Origin of the sequence: Blochmannia endosymbiont of Camponotus (Colobopsis) obliquus (assembly GCF_000973545.1) — a bacterium.
Classification (GTDB): Bacteria; Pseudomonadota; Gammaproteobacteria; order Enterobacterales; family Enterobacteriaceae; genus Blochmanniella.
Genome location: NZ_CP010049.1, coordinates 426,396 through 443,749, shown reverse-complemented (window position 1 = coordinate 443,749; position 17,354 = coordinate 426,396). Strand labels below are relative to the sequence as shown.

General features: G+C 25.2%; 15 protein-coding genes and 1 tRNA gene. 7 read left to right on the top strand and 9 right to left on the bottom strand.

From position 1 onward, the window contains the following. The first annotated feature begins 5 nt into the window (after window positions 1-5). The 3 genes from BOBLI757_RS03350 (at window position 6) to BOBLI757_RS01890 (ending at window position 1,881) form a co-directional block, all read left to right on the top strand. Window positions 6-176 carry a Trm112 family protein gene (locus BOBLI757_RS03350; protein ID WP_203224894.1) on the top strand — a complete coding sequence of 57 codons (171 nt, stop codon included), beginning with the start codon at window positions 6-8 and terminating at the stop codon, window positions 174-176. A 15-nt stretch (window positions 177-191) separates the two neighbouring features. After that, the gene (kdsB, locus tag BOBLI757_RS01895; protein ID WP_046305001.1) at window positions 192-968 is read left to right on the top strand and encodes a 3-deoxy-manno-octulosonate cytidylyltransferase; all 777 of its coding nucleotides are present in this window, start codon (window positions 192-194) and stop codon (window positions 966-968) included. A 313-nt stretch (window positions 969-1,281) separates the two neighbouring features. Beyond that, window positions 1,282-1,881 (top strand): UbiX family flavin prenyltransferase, encoded by a 600-nt coding sequence (locus BOBLI757_RS01890; protein WP_046305000.1) that lies wholly within the window; start codon window positions 1,282-1,284, stop codon window positions 1,879-1,881. A gap of 206 nt (window positions 1,882-2,087) precedes the next feature. On the opposite strand, the gene BOBLI757_RS01885 is transcribed toward BOBLI757_RS01890, so the two are convergent. Then, a complete protein-coding gene (locus tag BOBLI757_RS01885) occupies window positions 2,088-3,809 on the bottom strand; it encodes an inverse autotransporter beta domain-containing protein (RefSeq protein WP_046304997.1) in 1,722 nt (573 codons plus the stop codon). 510 nt (window positions 3,810-4,319) lie between these two features. Between BOBLI757_RS01885 and fumC the strand changes: the two genes are divergently transcribed. After that, the gene (gene fumC / locus BOBLI757_RS01880) at window positions 4,320-5,720 is read left to right on the top strand and encodes a class II fumarate hydratase (protein WP_046304995.1); all 1,401 of its coding nucleotides are present in this window, start codon (window positions 4,320-4,322) and stop codon (window positions 5,718-5,720) included. Between the two features lie 23 nt (window positions 5,721-5,743). Then, on the top strand, window positions 5,744-6,388 hold the full coding sequence (gene nth, locus BOBLI757_RS01875) for an endonuclease III (protein ID WP_046304993.1): 645 nt from the start codon (window positions 5,744-5,746) through the stop codon (window positions 6,386-6,388). Between the two features lie 56 nt (window positions 6,389-6,444). Here nth and tyrS read toward each other — a convergent pair whose 3' ends face one another. Both tyrS and slyA read right to left on the bottom strand, forming a co-directional pair. Continuing rightward, the gene (gene tyrS, locus BOBLI757_RS01870; RefSeq protein ID WP_046304992.1) at window positions 6,445-7,725 is read right to left on the bottom strand and encodes a tyrosine--tRNA ligase; all 1,281 of its coding nucleotides are present in this window, start codon (window positions 7,723-7,725) and stop codon (window positions 6,445-6,447) included. 748 nt (window positions 7,726-8,473) lie between these two features. After that, window positions 8,474-8,914, bottom strand: coding sequence for a transcriptional regulator SlyA (gene slyA / locus BOBLI757_RS01865; RefSeq protein WP_046304990.1), 441 nt, complete (start codon window positions 8,912-8,914; stop codon window positions 8,474-8,476). Between the two features lie 577 nt (window positions 8,915-9,491). On the opposite strand from slyA, the gene rnt reads away from it, so the two are divergent. After that, entirely contained in the window at window positions 9,492-10,127 is a 636-nt protein-coding gene (rnt, locus tag BOBLI757_RS01860; protein WP_046304989.1) for a ribonuclease T, read from the top strand. Between the two features lie 138 nt (window positions 10,128-10,265). Here the strand turns inward: rnt and grxD are convergent, their stop codons facing one another. After that, on the bottom strand, window positions 10,266-10,607 hold the full coding sequence (gene grxD, locus BOBLI757_RS01855) for a Grx4 family monothiol glutaredoxin (protein ID WP_046304987.1): 342 nt from the start codon (window positions 10,605-10,607) through the stop codon (window positions 10,266-10,268). 1,180 nt (window positions 10,608-11,787) lie between these two features. Between grxD and BOBLI757_RS01845 the strand changes: the two genes are divergently transcribed. Further along, window positions 11,788-11,860: transfer RNA gene (locus BOBLI757_RS01845), tRNA-Val, on the top strand. A 221-nt stretch (window positions 11,861-12,081) separates the two neighbouring features. Here BOBLI757_RS01845 and sufE read toward each other — a convergent pair. The 5 genes from sufE to sufB all read right to left on the bottom strand — a co-directional run bounded on the left by sufE (window position 12,082) and on the right by sufB (window position 17,353). Beyond that, window positions 12,082-12,507, bottom strand: a complete 426-nt coding sequence (gene sufE / locus BOBLI757_RS01840) for a cysteine desulfuration protein SufE (RefSeq protein WP_046304983.1) — start codon at window positions 12,505-12,507, stop codon at window positions 12,082-12,084. 20 nt (window positions 12,508-12,527) lie between these two features. Then, the gene (locus tag BOBLI757_RS01835) at window positions 12,528-13,769 is read right to left on the bottom strand and encodes a SufS family cysteine desulfurase (RefSeq protein WP_046304982.1); all 1,242 of its coding nucleotides are present in this window, start codon (window positions 13,767-13,769) and stop codon (window positions 12,528-12,530) included. Continuing rightward, window positions 13,766-15,049 carry a Fe-S cluster assembly protein SufD gene (sufD, locus tag BOBLI757_RS01830; protein ID WP_046304981.1) on the bottom strand — a complete coding sequence of 428 codons (1,284 nt, stop codon included), beginning with the start codon at window positions 15,047-15,049 and terminating at the stop codon, window positions 13,766-13,768. The genes BOBLI757_RS01835 and sufD overlap by 4 nt, the downstream gene beginning before the upstream one ends. Next, window positions 15,030-15,770, bottom strand: a complete 741-nt coding sequence (sufC, locus tag BOBLI757_RS01825; protein ID WP_046304980.1) for a Fe-S cluster assembly ATPase SufC — start codon at window positions 15,768-15,770, stop codon at window positions 15,030-15,032. The genes sufD and sufC overlap by 20 nt, the downstream gene beginning before the upstream one ends. Before the next feature lie 83 nt (window positions 15,771-15,853). Continuing rightward, window positions 15,854-17,353 carry a Fe-S cluster assembly protein SufB gene (gene sufB, locus BOBLI757_RS01820; protein WP_046304979.1) on the bottom strand — a complete coding sequence of 500 codons (1,500 nt, stop codon included), beginning with the start codon at window positions 17,351-17,353 and terminating at the stop codon, window positions 15,854-15,856. Between the last annotated feature and the right edge of the window lies 1 nt (window position 17,354).

Below are 17,354 nucleotides of genomic sequence, written 5' to 3'. Positions count from 1 at the left end.
AATATATGGATTATCATTTGTTGTCAGTAATCGTTTGTCCGGTATGTAATGGTAAATTGTTTTTTAATGAAGGAAAACAGGAGTTGATTTGTAAATCTGATTTATTAGGATTTCCTGTGCTTAATGGTATACCAGTTCTTTTAGAACAAGAAGCCCGTAAGATTGTTGTTTTATGAAAATTAGTTGGATTAATGAAATTTATTGTTATCATTCCTGCGCGATTGTCTTCTAAAAGATTATTAAATAAACCATTAATAAACATTAATGGTAAACCTATGGTTATTCATGTCGTAGAACATGCAATAGCTTCTGGTGCGGATCGAGTTATTGTTGCTACTGATCATTTAGATGTAGTTAAAGTTATCGAATTGTCACAATCAAAAGGAGAAGTATGTTTAACTAAAAATAATCATAAATCTGGTACTGAACGTTTAGAAGAAGTTATTACTTATTATGGGTTTAGTAATTCGCAAATAATCGTTAATGTGCAAGGCGATGAACCTTTAATTCCACCGAAAGTGATTAACCGGTTAGCAAATAGTCTATATGAAAATAATAAAATTAACATGGTGACAGCAGCAGTACCAATTAATTCAACAGTTGAAGCGAATAATGCTAATGTAGTGAAATTGGTATTAGATATTAATAATTACGCTCTTTATTTTTCTCGTGCTGTTATTCCATATATTTCTAAATATGATTTTCTTTGTAGTACTAATAAAAAAAATAATACTAAATTATTACGTCATGTGGGCATATATTCTTATCGAGTTGAATTTATTCATCGTTATGTAAAATGGTCACCCAGTCCATTAGAAATGCTTGAAAATCTTGAACAATTAAGAGTTCTTTGGTATGGAGAAAAAATTTATGTCAAAATTTTTAATAATTTATTGAATATTAGCGTAGATTCTATAGAAGATCTTAATAAGGTTATGCTTTTTTTTAAAAAACAAAATGTTATTTAAATATTATAATATGCTTATATAATAAAAATGATATTCAGATTGGTTATTTAACTTTTGGTATTTTAATTGTTTAAGTTTTTATTTATTTACGATGGTATAGAATATAATTTGTATTATATAAATACAAAATAATTGTATTAACGATATATATTAATTATTATGATCAATTAAATTTTAAAGAAAAAAGACAAATTTATAATGATAAGTACATTTGTTATATTGGTATTTTTTGTGGTAAATTACATAATTAGTAGTATCAGTTTGTAATTTTGTTTTTATTATATTCATTTATATGAAATGGTATTAATGTTATATGTTACGGCGATTACGTGTAATTGTAGGAATATCGGGAGCTTCTGGGGCAATTTATGGCATGCGTTTATTAATGTCTTTACGTAAATATAACATTGAATCTCATCTTATTATCAGTAGAACAGCTTCAGTAACAATCAAACAAGAACTTGGTATGAACAAGAGCTTATTATATGAACAAGCTGATGTAATTTATGCTACACAAGATATCGGAGCAGCAATAGCTAGCGGATCTTACTCTAATATGGGTATGTTAATTGCTCCATGTTCTATTCGTACTATGTCTGAAATTAATACAGGGGTTACATCATCGCTGATGAGTAGAGTGGCTGATGTAACTTTAAAAGAAAGACGTAAACTTGTTTTAATGATCAGAGAAACACCTTTACATCTTGGACATCTGCGCACAATGGTGAAACTTGCAGAAATAGGCGCTATCATTATGCCTCCTGTACCAGCCTTTTATATTCATCCAAGATCTATTGATGATATTGTGAATTATACAGTAGATAGAGCACTGAATATTTTTGGTATTGCTACTGAAAAACCTTTTACTTGGTCAGGAGTAACGCAAAATTATTCTGCACATATTAAAAAATGAAAGAATAAAAATTATATTTGTAAAACAAACAAAAAACACAAGTAAAGCAAAAATTTTGTTTTCAAGACATAACAAGACCAAGATGTGCTTTTTAAAGAGCTACGCAAGACGTTGTTTAGTTGTTATTACTGTGCTGTGGCTATTTTTTATTGTTTTAATAAAATAAATGAATATAATAGCTTTTAATTTTTTGTCATAAATGCAAATTAATCGTCCTCAAAACAGTCATTTTCAGTATCTTCTTCATAATCTTCTGAATCAGAAAATCCTAATAAAGATTTTCTATTCATAATTTTTGATAAAATATTTCCTTCTTTATTTAAGAATTTATTTTTTTTATGTTTTTCGTGTAAGTTTTGTAATTTTAATAGATGTTCTTCACTTCCTAAGCTTAAGAATTTGTTTTTTTTATGTTCAGTAATATTTTTGATTATTTGAAGGTGATAATTTAAATTATTTTCTATTTGTTGTTTGTTATGATGTTGAGTTATATCTCTTTTTTTAAGATAAGTTTTAGAACTAGAAGGCAAAAAATTACCCTCATTTTTTATTGATGGTGCTGCAGAAATTGTAGGCAAAGGTGGTGGTGGAGGTATATTTCCATTTTTGTTATTGTCTGTACAAGAGACTAATGCTTTATTCTGTTTATTTTGTTTTAATTCATTAGATGTTGTTGTTGTATTTATTTTTACATCATCATCACTATTGCTGCGATGTGCAGGTTGGTTCTGATCAATGTTATACTTTGCGTTATTATCATCATTATCATTGTTTTGTTTATCGTATGTAGAAGAACTAGTTGTAAAGTGTTTGTTTGTTAATTTTATGTTTGATTTTTCTAACGAAGAACCTTGTTGACAATTATCCATGTTTGTTACACATTCTTCAGGTATGTTAATTATTATATTTTGTTTGAAATGATTGTGAAAGACATCATTACTATCACACGATACACCATTTTTTATCTTATAAAAATTAGTTAATGTTATATTGTTATCTCTTATAACAAAATTGTATAAATCGTTATGATTAATTTTTTCTCTCATTATTTTTGATTTTTTGGCTTGCTGTGTGAATGGTATTCCTAATTGGTAATTAACTGATACACAAACCTTTTTTTCTCGACAATTATTATTATTGCTGAAGATTTCGTTGATACTAAAAGTAATTATTGATATAGGACTATATTCTATTCCAATAATCCATTTCAATAAACTTTTGTTTTTTTTTATTATATCGAGTTTTTTCAATGTTTTATCATAAAAATACTGTTTAAATTGTATTTTACTTAACAGTGATGGAAAAAATGGCAACCAACTGTGAATATTAATATCATAACCATTCAGGACATGTTCTTTATGTTCTTTTTTACAATATAACCATAATTGTTGTGTTAATCCATAATATTTATTAATTCTTAAATGCAGATAATTACAAAATAATTCAACACCAACACCCAAACGACGATAATTTTTACCAGTAAGATAAGCGTCGTAAAAAGTATTATAACCTGTAATCCATTTGTTATTATAAATTATTCTTTGTCCTATTCCGAAATTCATAATATTATTTTTTTCAACATGATTTATTCCTGTTTGAATAAAAAATAGAGTATTTTGATCTTTATGCATTTTGCTTAAAATGTTAAAAAAATCACTACTCATTTGTATTTTAGTTGACGGATAATAGTATTGACTATTTTTATTTATATTTAATTTATTATAAAATATTTTATTTAATGTTGTGGATGTATTCAAAGCTAAACGTTTTTCATTTTTTTGGTTAATAAAGTATTGAATATGCGTGTTATTTTTTTTAGGCAAGTAGTATGTATCTTTAAAATAAATTTGTTGAGCATATGTTTTATTAAAAAAATTTAATGTGATACTTATGGTTAAAACAATTAAATAGTTAATTTTTATTTTCATTTTTTTTGTTCATTGTGTTATTAATTTACTACTACGAAAATAATTAAAAACTTTATTTCATTATCACGTAGTAATATCAAAATTTTGATAATTTTAATAAATTTAAAAAATTAAATTTAAAATTATATTTTTATCGGTGATTGTATTGATTACTTTTATTTTTTTTAAATTTATTTCTCGTTTAAATATGTTGTTTAATGTTACTTTGAATTATCACTTATATTCAAATGAATATTTATTCTATTTATTAGATAAGACAAAAAAGATTATATCTGTTACACTAACTAATGTATTCAATGTTTTTTGATCTATACAATATATTATCGTTATGGTTATATGTTTCAAGGTGTTAATTATTAGTTGTGTTTTTTATAAATATTGATTACTTGTCTAAATTTTTTAATGTTAAAATGAATATTCATGAATTTTATAATATTATGGAAATACATATATTAATATATTATTCAATAGTATACAATTATTAAAAATAATAATTTCGAGTGTAAATGTATGTCGGTTAAGCGTATAGAAAAAGATTCAATGGGGTATATTGAAGTTCCTAACGAACATTTATGGGGTGCACAAACACAAAGAGCATTAAAGTATTTTAATATTTCGCATGAAATATTACCTTTTGAATTTATTCAAAGTATTGCACAAATTAAACTCGTCGCAGCACAAGTTAACTATGATTTAGGATTAATTGATAAACATTGTTCTGAAACAATTATTTTAGCAATAAATGAAATTTTAAATGGTGAACATATACAAGAATTTCCATTATCTGTATGGCAATCAGGTTCTGGAACTCAAACGAATATGAATTTAAATGAGGTAATTGCTCATCGTGCAAATAAATTAATTAATGATAAAGATAAAAATAAAGATAATAATAAAATTATTCATCCTAATGATCATGTTAATAAGAGCCAAAGTTCTAATGATGTTTTTTCTAGTGCTATGCATATTTCAGCAGTGATAGCAATAAAAGAACGTTTGATACCACAAATTTTAATGTTGAAAAAAACTTTAATTATAAAATCTACTGCATTTGATCATGTTATTAAAATTGGACGAACTCATTTACAAGATGCAGTGCCGTTAACTCTTGGTCAAGAAATATCTGGTTGGGTTTCAATGTTAGATCATAATTTAATTCGTATAGAACGTGGTCTTGTACATCTTTATGAATTATCTTTGGGTGGTACTGCAGTAGGCACCGGACTTAATTCTCATCCTAGATACGCAAATTGTGCATCAGATGCTTTAGCAGTATTAACAGGTCATCCGTTTGTTACATCGCCTAATAAGTTTGAGTCTTTAGCAACATGTGATGCTTTGGTGCATTCTCATGGTACGCTAAAAACTTTAGCTATATCAATGATAAAAATTTCTAACGATATAAGATGGTTATCTTCTGGCCCGCGTTGTGGTATTGGAGAATTAATTATTCCAAAAAATGAACCTGGTAGTTCCATTATGCCCGGAAAAGTTAATCCAACTCAATGTGAGTCGATGAATATGTTATGTTCTCAAGTAATTGGTAATGATGTATCAATAAATTTTGGAGGTGCATCAGGTAATTTTGAGTTAAATGTACATCGACCTCTTATTATTTATAATTTTCTTCAATCAGTTCGATTATTATGCGATGGTATTAAGAGTTTTCATCGTTATTGTGTTGTGGGTATAGAACCTAATTATGAACGAATAAAACATTTATTAAATAAATCTTTGATGTTAGTTACTATACTAACACCTAAGATTGGTTATGATAAAGCTGCAGAAATTGCTCAAAAAGCTTATAAAGAAAATTTAACACTGAAAGATGCTGCATTAAAATCCGGTTATGTTCATGAACATGAATTTGATGAATGGATTCAACCAGAATATATGATTCTTCCTAATTAATATCAATTTATTATTTGAACTAATTGAATTATATTAAACGTTATCAAATATTATATAGATTTTATATTAATAATCCAAACCCTACTACTGAATTGATTTATCACTCGGCTTTTGAATTGTTAATTGCAGTTATTCTTTCTGCTCAATCCACCGATAGACAAGTTAATAAAGTAACTAATGTTTTATTTTCTCTTGCTTCTTCGCCACAATTAATGTTACATCTAGGACAAGATAAATTAAAAAAATGTATTAAATCGGTTGGTCTTTATAATAAAAAATCAGAAAATATCATAAAAACATGTCAGTTATTAGTTAATAAATATAATAGTACAATTCCAGAAAATCGAGATGCATTGGAAAATTTTCCTGGAGTTGGACGTAAAACTGCTAATATTATATTGAACACAATTTTTGGTTGGTCTACTATTGCAGTAGATACACATGTTTTTCGATTATGTAATAGAACTCATTTTGCATTGGGTAATTCTGTAAAAACAGTTGAAAATAAACTATTAATTTTAGTTCCTGTAGAATTCAAAAATAAATGTCATTATTGGATGGTTATGCATGGCAGATATGTTTGTGTTGCTAAAAACCCACAATGTCATATCTGTTATATTGCAGACTTATGTAAAAAAAATTTGACAGTTAAAAAAAATTGTTTTTAATAAATTTTTAATAATATTATTGAAAATATATTTCATATTAATTTTTAAATGAAAATTTATGTCCAATAAATAAGTGAATAATATTTTTTTCCTTTTCTTAATAAAGTATAATGTCCATATAATTTATCAGAGTTATTGAATATATATCTTGTTTCAATTTGTTTTTTACCATTAATTGTTATTGCATGTGCTTTAATTAATGTACGAGCTTGTTGTTTAGATGATGCTAATTGTGCTAATACTAACGCGTGTTGTAGACTTGTGAATGTGTTTAAATAAACAGTAGGAATACTGTCGTTTTGAACTAATTGAATAAAATCTTCTTCTTGTAATTTAGGTAAAGGTTCCATAAATAAATTAGCAGTTATTCGTTGCGCGGTAGCCAATCCCGTTGTTCCATGTACTGTACGAGTTAATTCATTAGCCAATAATATTTGAGCATATTTTGTTGTTTTATAATTATTATGATTTTTTAATTCCAGTTTATGAATTATTTCGATGTCTAAAAATGTAAAGAATTTAAGAAAACGATAAACATCTTTATCTGAAGTATTAATCCAAAATTGGTAAAATTTAAAAGGACTAGTTTTATTAGCATTTAACCATATTACATCATTTTCTGTTTTACCAAATTTTGTATTATTAGAATTCGTAATTAAAGGCATTGTAAAACCCTGTACAGTATTTTTATACATACGTTTTGTTAAATCAATTCCCGAAACAATGTTTCCCCATTGATCAGAACCACCAATTTGTAGTGTAACATTGTATTTTTGATTAAGATAAGCAAAATCATAGGCTTGTAATAAATTATAAGTAAATTCAGTGAAGGATATTCCACTATGATAACGATGTAATCTTTGTTTGATTGATTCTTTATTAATCATTTTATTTATAGAAAAAAATTTTCCAATATCTCGTAAAAAAGTCAATGTGTTCATTGAATTAAACCAATCATAATTGTTTACTATACAAGCACCATTTTTATCATAATTAAAATTTAAAAATAAAGAAATTTGTTTTTTTATTTTTTCTGTCCAAATTTGAATCGTTTCGATAGAATTTAATTTGCGCTCAGTTGCTTTAAAACTAGGATCACCAATTAAACCAGTAGCACCTCCTATTAATATTATCGGGCGATGTCCAGCAATTTGAAAATGTTTTAAACATAATAATGGTATTAAGTGACCTAGATGTAAACTATCAGCCGTGGGATCAAATCCACAATATACGGAAATTAATTTTGAAGATAATTGATCTATTATCTTTTTTTTGTCTGTTATTTGTGAAATTAATTCACGTTCTTGTAATAATTCAATTATGTTTTTTTTATTCATTATTATTTCTCATATTTTCTAAGAAAAATTACAAAGGATATTTTATAGTTTTAATAATTTTTTTTAATTTTAAAAATTTATTTTATAATTTTTAAAAAATTTTTTAATCAAAACGATGTATAAAAACTAATTTTGTTTTTAGAACGATTATAAAATAGTTTATTATGTATATCGTTTACAAGTAATATGTGTATATAATTATAGTATTGTTATTATTTTATATTTTATAAAAAATTGTTAATAATAATGTAAGTGTATTTCTAATGTTATATAATTATCGTGTTTTTATATTTTAATATAGACATGTTATGTTTCATGTTTCAAAATATGTCAAAAAAATGAATTATATAAGTTCGCTTATTCAATCCATTTGGTTTATTTTTTATAAGTATTTTCTTTTTTTTTGTTGTAAAATATTTAATCTAAAGTTTTTTATAAAAATAACAACTACAATTATATATCATTGTAATTACAGTTATTTATGATAAAATTATTATTTTAATTTTAATGTTTTTCAACTTTTTATAATATATTAGTAATTCAATTATAAACATTTGTGTAACGATAAATTATTTATGTTAAATGATTTATAAAATCGTTTATTCAAGTAAATAAAAAAATATTGTCATAATTTATAGTAAATAGTAATAAAATATAAAACAAAAATGTTTTATATTTTTGTTTGTTTTCGAAATACAAAAAATATTTATAAAAATTTTAATTTATTTGTAAATTAAGATTTATTAATTTAATGTTGAATAATATTATTTAGTTTGGAAATATTTTTTTCTAATTTTGTAAGCATGATATTAAGTAATTCAAGATCGTTTGAACTTATTCCATTTAATACTTCGTTACGAATATTACTAATTACATTATTTACTTCTTTAATTACAGGTTTAGCAGATTCAGTTAACTTAATTCTTTTAGCACGTCTATCATTTATGCATGTATGACGCGTGATCAATCCTTTCTCCTCTAATTGATCTAATGTTCGTACTAAAGATGGCTGTTCAATACCTATAGCTTTAGCTAATTGAATTTGTGATTGTTCAGGAGGTAGCTGACAAATATTATATAATGTAATCCAATGAGTTTGTGTAAGTTCTAATGGTTTTAAATGATAATCAATTAAAGCACGCCATACTCTAACTAACCGTGCTAAATTTGATCCTAAAGATAATTCCAATTTTTTTCTCCTCTCTATGTTGTAATTAATAATTAACTTATTAGATATATTTTGATTAAGATCAGATAATGTAAAATATATTTTACTTGAATAAAATATTGAATATAATTTTCAATTGTAAATATTATTATGTATTTTATTAATTTAATATTAGTATGAGTCTATCATATTTTATTTTTTAAAAAAATAAAGTTCATTTCAATTTGATAGTCAAAAAACAATATTTAATTAATTTTATATGTAAGTAATATCCTACTATTAGTAATTATTTAATAATTTAATTAACATTATAAAGTATAAAAACATTTATTAATATAACATATATATTTATAGGCATTATAAATTTTGATTATATACTTATAAATTTTCATGAATATTTATATTAAAATTACAATCAAAAGATTTGGTATATAGTATATTTTTTGTAGATTTGATTTACACATAATGTATAATACTATTTTTCTTGTTTTTAACTTTTATGAAAAATGAAGTAGCATAATTTTATTTAAAACATTTACTATACTTATAGTAACCATTTTTTTAATATTTAATATTTTAGTATTTTAATAAAATTAACATGGTTATAAAAGAAGATCATAATACTCTTAACGCTCGTTTTCGTGGTTTTTATCCTGTAGTCATTGATGTAGAAACAGCCGGATTGAATGCTAACACTGATGCTTTACTTGAAATTGCTGCTATTACATTAAAAATGGATGTTAATGGTTGGTTAGAAATGGATGATGCAATACATTTTCATATTAAATCTTTTCCTGGAGCTATTTTACAAGCATCCGCATTAGCTTTTAATGGTATTGATCCATATAATCCTCTGCGTTCTGCTGTTACAGAATATGAAGCTTTAAGCAAAATTTTCAACATGGTCAATAAAGGTATTAAAAATCAAGATTGTAATCGTGCTATTCTTGTTGCTCATAACGCTGCTTTTGATCATAGTTTTTTAATGGCAGCTATTGAGCGATCTGATTTTAAATATAATCCCTTTCATCCTTTTGTAACATTTGATACTGCTACTTTAAGTGGTTTAGTTTTAGGACAAACGGTATTAGCAAAAGCATGTATATGTGCAGGCATTATTTTTGATAATAATAAAGCACATTCTGCATTATATGATACTGAACGAACAGCAATTTTATTTTGTGAATTAGTTAATCGTTGGAAAAGGTTAGGAGGCTGGCCTGTATCTGTATAAAATACAAATATAAAAAAACAAAAAAATTCATTTATTAAGTTAACATATGGATTGTAAATTTTGAAAAAAAAAGCAACACAACCCATCGATTCATAGTTTATTATACTACAATTACAAAACTTAATACTAAATGATGTATTAAAGATCTTTTATATTATGTTTCGCTAAAGTTTTGTTAATAAGATTTTGTAGCTCCCCTGTTCTATACAAATCAATAATAATATCGCACCCGCCTATCAAATTACCATCAATCCACAATTGTGGGAAAGTAGGCCAACCAGCAATTTTTGGTAATTCAGTACGAATATCTGGATTTACCAAAACATCTATATAAGTAAAATGTTTATTGCTACAAGCCGATAAAATGTGAGCTGCTTTAGCAGAAAAACCACAATTAGGTAGTGTTGGAGACCCTTTCATATATAAGATAATAGGATTATCGGTAATTTGTTTTTTGATTTTTTTAATTGTAAAAGTCATATTTTATGTACAACCATAATAAAATTAATGTTTCATATATTCTGTATGATATCATTTTTTTAAATTTTTAACACATACAATGTAAAAATAATTATAAAGATAAGAAACTTGAATTATAAAATATAATAAACATTAAAATAAAAACTTAAATATTTAAAAATTTTTTATAAAGTCACCCTATCTGGTTTAATAAATATTTGATCAAAATACTATACGCTTAATAGTATTTATCATGGCATGCGTTTTTATATGTTTGTTTCGATATTTTTGTAAAATATCTCCAAATTATTTAATACTTAAATTAGTAATATTTTTAAAGTTTTGGTATTAAAGAAACATAAAATTAATTTTTAATAACTTTATATATAGTTAAATTAACAGCATTAACATCAATTAATCTTTTACATATAAGATATTTTTATAACTTTTTTATTTATATTCTTATTTTATTCTAAACCATATTTTTTTGATTATTTTGCTATAAATATAATTTTATTTATCTTAATTGTACAGAATGATATATTCATATATTAAATGCTTGCCTACTTTTACTTAGTGATGTGAATTGTTCTCAATTAATAATATCTTTTATGCATAATGTTGTTATATTAGTTAAAATTAAGCGTTTTTGCATATTATCACAATTTACTGATTTTTTTATTTTATTTATAGTTAAGCAATGTCCATTGTAAGAAACGAATAATCTAGATTTTAAATTTTTTAATGAATTATTAGATAATTTAATTATATGCATATCAAAGTTTTTTATAATATTGATAATAAATGCAGTAATTTGTAAAATTTCTGTAAATATAAATTGCAATCTTATTAGAAATATTATCTGTATGATTTTGTATTTTATTAATTATATTTATTTTTTTATAAATATTTGTTAGATTAAAAATGTTTGTATAATTATTCAATTTAATAGTTGGTTAGTTAAATGATTTTTTTTGAATAATTGAATATCTAAAAAAATGTTTGTACAAAGTATAAAATAGTATTTATTTGATATTACATAGATAAAGATATTTTAATAAACATAATAATTGATAATATATACTATTGTGTTAAGATCAATGTTAATTGTGGTCTTTTATTTTAATAACATGACAAAATAAGCATCGAAATGTTAAAAAGTTTATTATTCACAATAAACTTTTAAAATACAATTAATAATGCGTTCTTAGCTCAGTTGGTAGAGTGCTATCCTGACTTGATAGAGGTCGATGGTTCAAATCCATCAGGACGCATTTTGCATAAAATGTTAATCATTAAAATTACATTTTTTAGTATATGGCATTGTCTATTTTTGTTTATAGTGATATCATTAAATCAAAACTAATAAGTTATTACTTACTTAACAATATTGTTGTGAGTTTTATTGCAGAAGATTTTTTATAATATATTCGGATATGAAAATTCTTGATTATATATAATAAAAGCTTGAATTAAGAATTGTATTATATATTTATCAATGATATTTAGTCATATTACATATAGCTTGTTTACGTAGTGTACGAATAATATCACCTAAACCTTGTGTTCGAGTAAAAGTTAAATTTTGATGTAAATTTAATTTTTTGATAAATGGACTCACATCTAATTTAATGATTTCTTTTAGTGTTAAACCTTGATATATAATAAATATTATAGCGATAATACCTTTTACAATTGAAGAGTTACTATCTCCATACAACTGTACGTTGGTATGATTATCAGTTAATACCATTATCCAAGTTTTACTTTGACATCCTGGTACTAAAAATTTAGAAGAATGTATATTATTTGGGGCAGGAGATAAATTATTACCTAATGTAATAATATATAAATATTTTTCTTCCCAATTTTCACATCGAAGAAAGTTCTTCAGTAATGTATTTTTATCAAGTAAATTCATTAATATATTTTATATGTATTTTACCTTAAAAGTGTTTTTTTATTAAGAAGATCTTGTGTTTTTAATAATCCATTTATTAATCGATCAATGTCATCTTTGTTATTATACATTGCTAGTGAAACACGGCACATGCTTGATACGTTAAAAAAATTCATTAATGGCATAGCACAATGATGTCCAGTACGTATGGCAATAGCATTTTGATCTAAAAAAATTCCAATATCATAAGAATGTAATTTACCAATATTAAAAGCAATTACACCAACCCGATCAGTGGGACCATATATGATGATGTCGGGAATTTCCCTTAAATGTTTTATTACATATTGCATCAATTCATTTTCATGATTAAAAATTAAATCTAAACCCACAGTGTTAATATATTTTACAGCTTCTCCTAAACCTAATATACCGGTGATGTTTGCCGTACCTGCTTCAAATTTCCAAGGAGCATCTAAAAAAGTAGTACCTTTAGTAAGGTTAACCTCTTGAATCATACCCCCTCCAACTTCCCATGGAGGCATATTGTCTAATAATTTTTTTTTTCCATAAAGAATACCTATACCGGTAGGGCCATAAATTTTATGACCGGAAAAAACATAAAAATCACAATCAATTTTTTGCACATCTATTTTAGAATGTGCTATGCCCTGAGCTCCATCTACTAATATTAAAATATTTTTTATTTTACGTATTTGATTAATAATACTAGACAAAGGATTTAAAGTACCAATAACGTTGGATAATTGAGTTATTGCTACCAATTGTGTACGTTGATCTATAAGCTTAGGTAAAAAAGAAATATCTAACTTTCCATCATATGTTAATGGAATATATTTTATTATTAATTGTTTTTTTTTAGCCAATATTTGCCAAGGAACTATATTCGAATGATGTTCCATTTCAGTGATAAGGATATTATCACCTGCTTTTAAATATTTCTCACCACAACTGTTGGCTATTAAATTAATTCCTTCGGTAGTACTTTTAGTAAAAATAATTTCTTCTAATGAAGATGCATTAATAAATTTGGCTATTTGTTCTCTTACTTCTTCCATACATATGGTAGCTTGTCTGCTTAATGAATATATACCTCGATGCGCAGTAGCATACTCATGACTATAAAAATTGTTTAGACATTTTATAACAACATTAGGCTTTTGAGCACTTGCTGCACTATCTAAATAAGTGAACTGTTGATTATTGATTAATTTATTTATTATAGGAAAATCAGATCTTATTTGTGTAATGGGATAAATCATTTTATAATCCTTTGTAAAATATGCATAATATGTTTTATGATATTTTCAGCAATTACTGTATTATCAGTTATTTCAATTATTTCATAAATAAACGCATAAATCATCATTTTCAAGGCTTTTTTGTATGAAATACCTCTTGTACGTAAATAAAATATTTGATCTTCATTAATATTGCCTATAGTTACACCATGACTGCATTTAACATCATCAGCATAAATTTCTAATTGTGGCTTAGAAATGATTTGTGCATGTTTATCTAACAATAAATTATTGTTCATCATCCAACCATCACTTTTAATAGCATTTTTAGCTACTTTAATTAAACCATCGAATATACCTCTTCCATTATCACAAGCAATTATTTTATGCAATTGTTGACTTAAACAATGTTCTTCATTATGTTCTACATATGTTATTATGTTATTAATTTCTTCATTAGAGGGAAATATTAAACTATTAATTGATAAGTATGTCTCTTTATGATTCAATTTCACACTAGTTTGATGACGAGTTATTCCTGCTCCTAATATGATAAATGTATTACTTTGAATTTTAGTTTTATATCCAGCATGAATATCATTATGTGAAAAATGGTAACTAGCTTGATTTTCATGGACTAATTTAATATGACTAAAATTTGCGTTATCTTTTACTATAATTGATGTACGAGCTCCGTTGTAGGAACCATATTGATTTATACTCACAAAATGTTCTATTATTTTACCGCAAGCACTAGATGCAATTTCGATATGATGACGATAATGTGAAGTAGTCAATGTATTTATATTTTCATTTCCTGAATTAATATGCAATAAATACAAAGGTTTGTCTGCTCGTTTACCGTTAGGTAAAAAAATATAAATAATTTTATTATTTAATAATTCTGTTAAATGTAAAAAAAAATCTGATTGAATTGGTTCTGGAAGTATTTTGTTATTTTTTTGATTTGTTGTGATTTTCCAGTATCCCGTTTCAGTATTACTTAAAAGTGAAGAATAATAACCATTTATAAATACTAATCGATAAGCATCCAAATTTAAAGCACAATCATTACATTGGGACATACTTAGTTCTTGATTAATAGAAGAAACAAAAGTATGTGATAAAAAACGTTTTAAGGGAATATTTTTCCATTTTTCGTCTGTATAGTTTGGAATGCCAATTTTTTTTATTTTTTTCCAATGTGCGCTTTTTTGTAATGAATGAAAATTATTGTTTTTTTTAAATAAATCATACCATTGTTCTAATACGCTTCCATTTTTATTTGTCCAACCAACCATAACCTTGTTCCTCAATTATTTTTGCTAAACGTATATCGCCAGATTTTACAATATGACCTTTATATAAAAGATGCACAAAATCAGGTTTAATATATTCTAAAATTTTTTGATAATGAGTAATAATAATAAATGAACGTGTTGTTTTACGTAATATATTAATTCCATGTGCTACAATTTTTACTGCATCAACATCTAATCCTGAATCAGTTTCATCTAAAATGCATAATGATGGTTCTAATAAAACCATCTGTAAAATATCATTACGTTTTTTTTCCCCACCAGAAAAACCTACATTGACTGATCGTTTTAATAAGCTTTTAGACATTTTTAATAATTTTAATTTAGATTCAACAAGATCAATAAATTCAAAATGATCTAAAGATACTTGACCACGGTATTTACGTATTGCATTTAATGAACATTCCAAAAAAAATTGATTATTTACACCAGGTATTTCTATCGGATATTGAAAAGCTATAAAAACACCTTCTCCTGCTCGTTCTTCTGGTTTTAAGGAAAGTAAATCATGATTTTTAAATAAGATTTTACCTGCTTTTATTATATAATTTTTATGACCAACAAGAGTAGCAGCTAAAGTACTTTTTCCTGAACCATTAGGACCCATAACTACATGTATTTCACCAGGTTGTATATGTAGATTAATTTCATGAAGAATAATTTTATTTTCTATACCAATTTTTAATTTGTCAATTATTAACATATATAATGCCTTTTGTTTAACACGTACCGTTTACTGCAATTTACAAACTTATGTTATATAAATTGTATTATTGATTATTGTATTTAACCTATGCTGTGTTCAAGACTGATGTTTAATAATTTTTGTGCTTCTACAGCAAACTCTAAAGGTAATTTAGAAAAAACATCTTTACAAAATCCATTTACAATCATAGAAATAGCATTATCTTCACTAATTCCTCGTTGCTTACAATAAAATAATTGATCTTCACTAATACGTGAAGTAGTAGCTTCATGTTCTAATTTAGTAGAATCGTTTTGTATATTTATATGTGGAAAAGTATGAGCACCACATTTATCACCAATTAGCATTGAATCACATTGTGTAAAGTTACGTGAATTAATAGCGTTAGGTATAACTTTCACTAAACCTCTATATGTATTCTCGCTATTACCAGTTGCTATACCCTTTGAAATAATAGTGGAGTGAGTATTTTTACCAATATGAATCATTTTAGTTCCAGTATCTGCTTGTTGATAATTATTAGTTATTGCAACTGAAAAAAATTCGCCAATTGAATAGTTTCCTTTTAAAATTACACTAGGATACTTCCATGTAATAGCAGAACCGTTTTCTGATTGAATCCATGACATCTTTGAATGTTCACCCAAACATAATGCTCTTTTGGTAACAAAATTTAATACTCCTTCTGTGATTTTATTTCCAGAAAACCAATTTTGAATAGTAGAGTATTTTACAGTAGCATGCTCCATAAGGATAATTTCTACAACTGCTGCATGGAGTTGGTTATGATTATGTATCGGAGCGGAACATCCTTCAATATAACTTACATAACTACCTTTATCAGCGATAATAATAGTACGTTCAAATTGACCTGTTTTTGATGAATTAATACGAAAATATGTTGAAAGTTCCATAGGACATTGTACATTTTGGGGTATATATACAAATGTTCCATCAGAAGCTACCGAAGAATTTAGAGCAGCAAAAAAATTATCATTATATGGAACTACACTACCTAAATATTTACGAACTAGATCTGGATGTTCATGAATAGCTTGATTAAACGAACAAAAAATAATTCCTTGTTTGGACAATGTTTCTCGATACGTAGTAGCTACAGATACAGAATCGAAAATAGCATCAACAGCTATTCCGGTACCTTCATGTACTGGCACTCCTAATTTATTAAATGCTTCTTCTACTTCATTAGTTAAATAATTAGTTTTATTTTCATTATTTATATTAGGACGATGAGCATATTTTTCTTGATTATTTGAACAAACAGGAGCAGAGTAATAACAATAATTATTGTATTTCAACATTGGATACTGTGCTTTTAACCAATGAGGTTCTTTCATATTAATCCAAGCGTTATAAGCGTTAATGCGAAAATCTAACATCCACTTTGGTTCATTACGTTTTTCTGAAATAGCATGTATTATTTTTTCATTAATACCATGCATTAATTCTTCATTTCTTACTTTAGTAAAAAAACCTTCTTTATAATTTTTGTTTTGCGTTAACCATTGTTGAGTAACGTTATATTTTTTTTTAGAATTATTTGTTTTTTTTTGTATCATA

Excerpts from the sequence above, each read along its gene's own strand:
- BOBLI757_RS03350 (WP_203224894.1), top strand. The coding sequence starts at position 6 with ATGGATTATCATTTGTTGTCAGTAATCGTTTGTCCGGTATGTAATGGT.
- kdsB (WP_046305001.1), top strand. The coding sequence starts at position 192 with ATGAAATTTATTGTTATCATTCCTGCGCGATTGTCTTCTAAAAGATTA.
- BOBLI757_RS01890 (WP_046305000.1), top strand. The coding sequence starts at position 1,282 with ATGTTACGGCGATTACGTGTAATTGTAGGAATATCGGGAGCTTCTGGG.
- BOBLI757_RS01885 (WP_046304997.1), bottom strand. The coding sequence starts at position 3,809 with ATGAAAATAAAAATTAACTATTTAATTGTTTTAACCATAAGTATCACA.
- fumC (WP_046304995.1), top strand. The coding sequence starts at position 4,320 with ATGTCGGTTAAGCGTATAGAAAAAGATTCAATGGGGTATATTGAAGTT.
- tyrS (WP_046304992.1), bottom strand. The coding sequence starts at position 7,725 with ATGAATAAAAAAAACATAATTGAATTATTACAAGAACGTGAATTAATT.
- rnt (WP_046304989.1), top strand. The coding sequence starts at position 9,492 with ATGGTTATAAAAGAAGATCATAATACTCTTAACGCTCGTTTTCGTGGT.
- grxD (WP_046304987.1), bottom strand. The coding sequence starts at position 10,607 with ATGACTTTTACAATTAAAAAAATCAAAAAACAAATTACCGATAATCCT.
- sufE (WP_046304983.1), bottom strand. The coding sequence starts at position 12,507 with ATGAATTTACTTGATAAAAATACATTACTGAAGAACTTTCTTCGATGT.
- BOBLI757_RS01835 (WP_046304982.1), bottom strand. The coding sequence starts at position 13,769 with ATGATTTATCCCATTACACAAATAAGATCTGATTTTCCTATAATAAAT.
- sufD (WP_046304981.1), bottom strand. The coding sequence starts at position 15,049 with ATGGTTGGTTGGACAAATAAAAATGGAAGCGTATTAGAACAATGGTAT.
- sufC (WP_046304980.1), bottom strand. The coding sequence starts at position 15,770 with ATGTTAATAATTGACAAATTAAAAATTGGTATAGAAAATAAAATTATT.
- sufB (WP_046304979.1), bottom strand. The coding sequence starts at position 17,353 with ATGATACAAAAAAAAACAAATAATTCTAAAAAAAAATATAACGTTACT.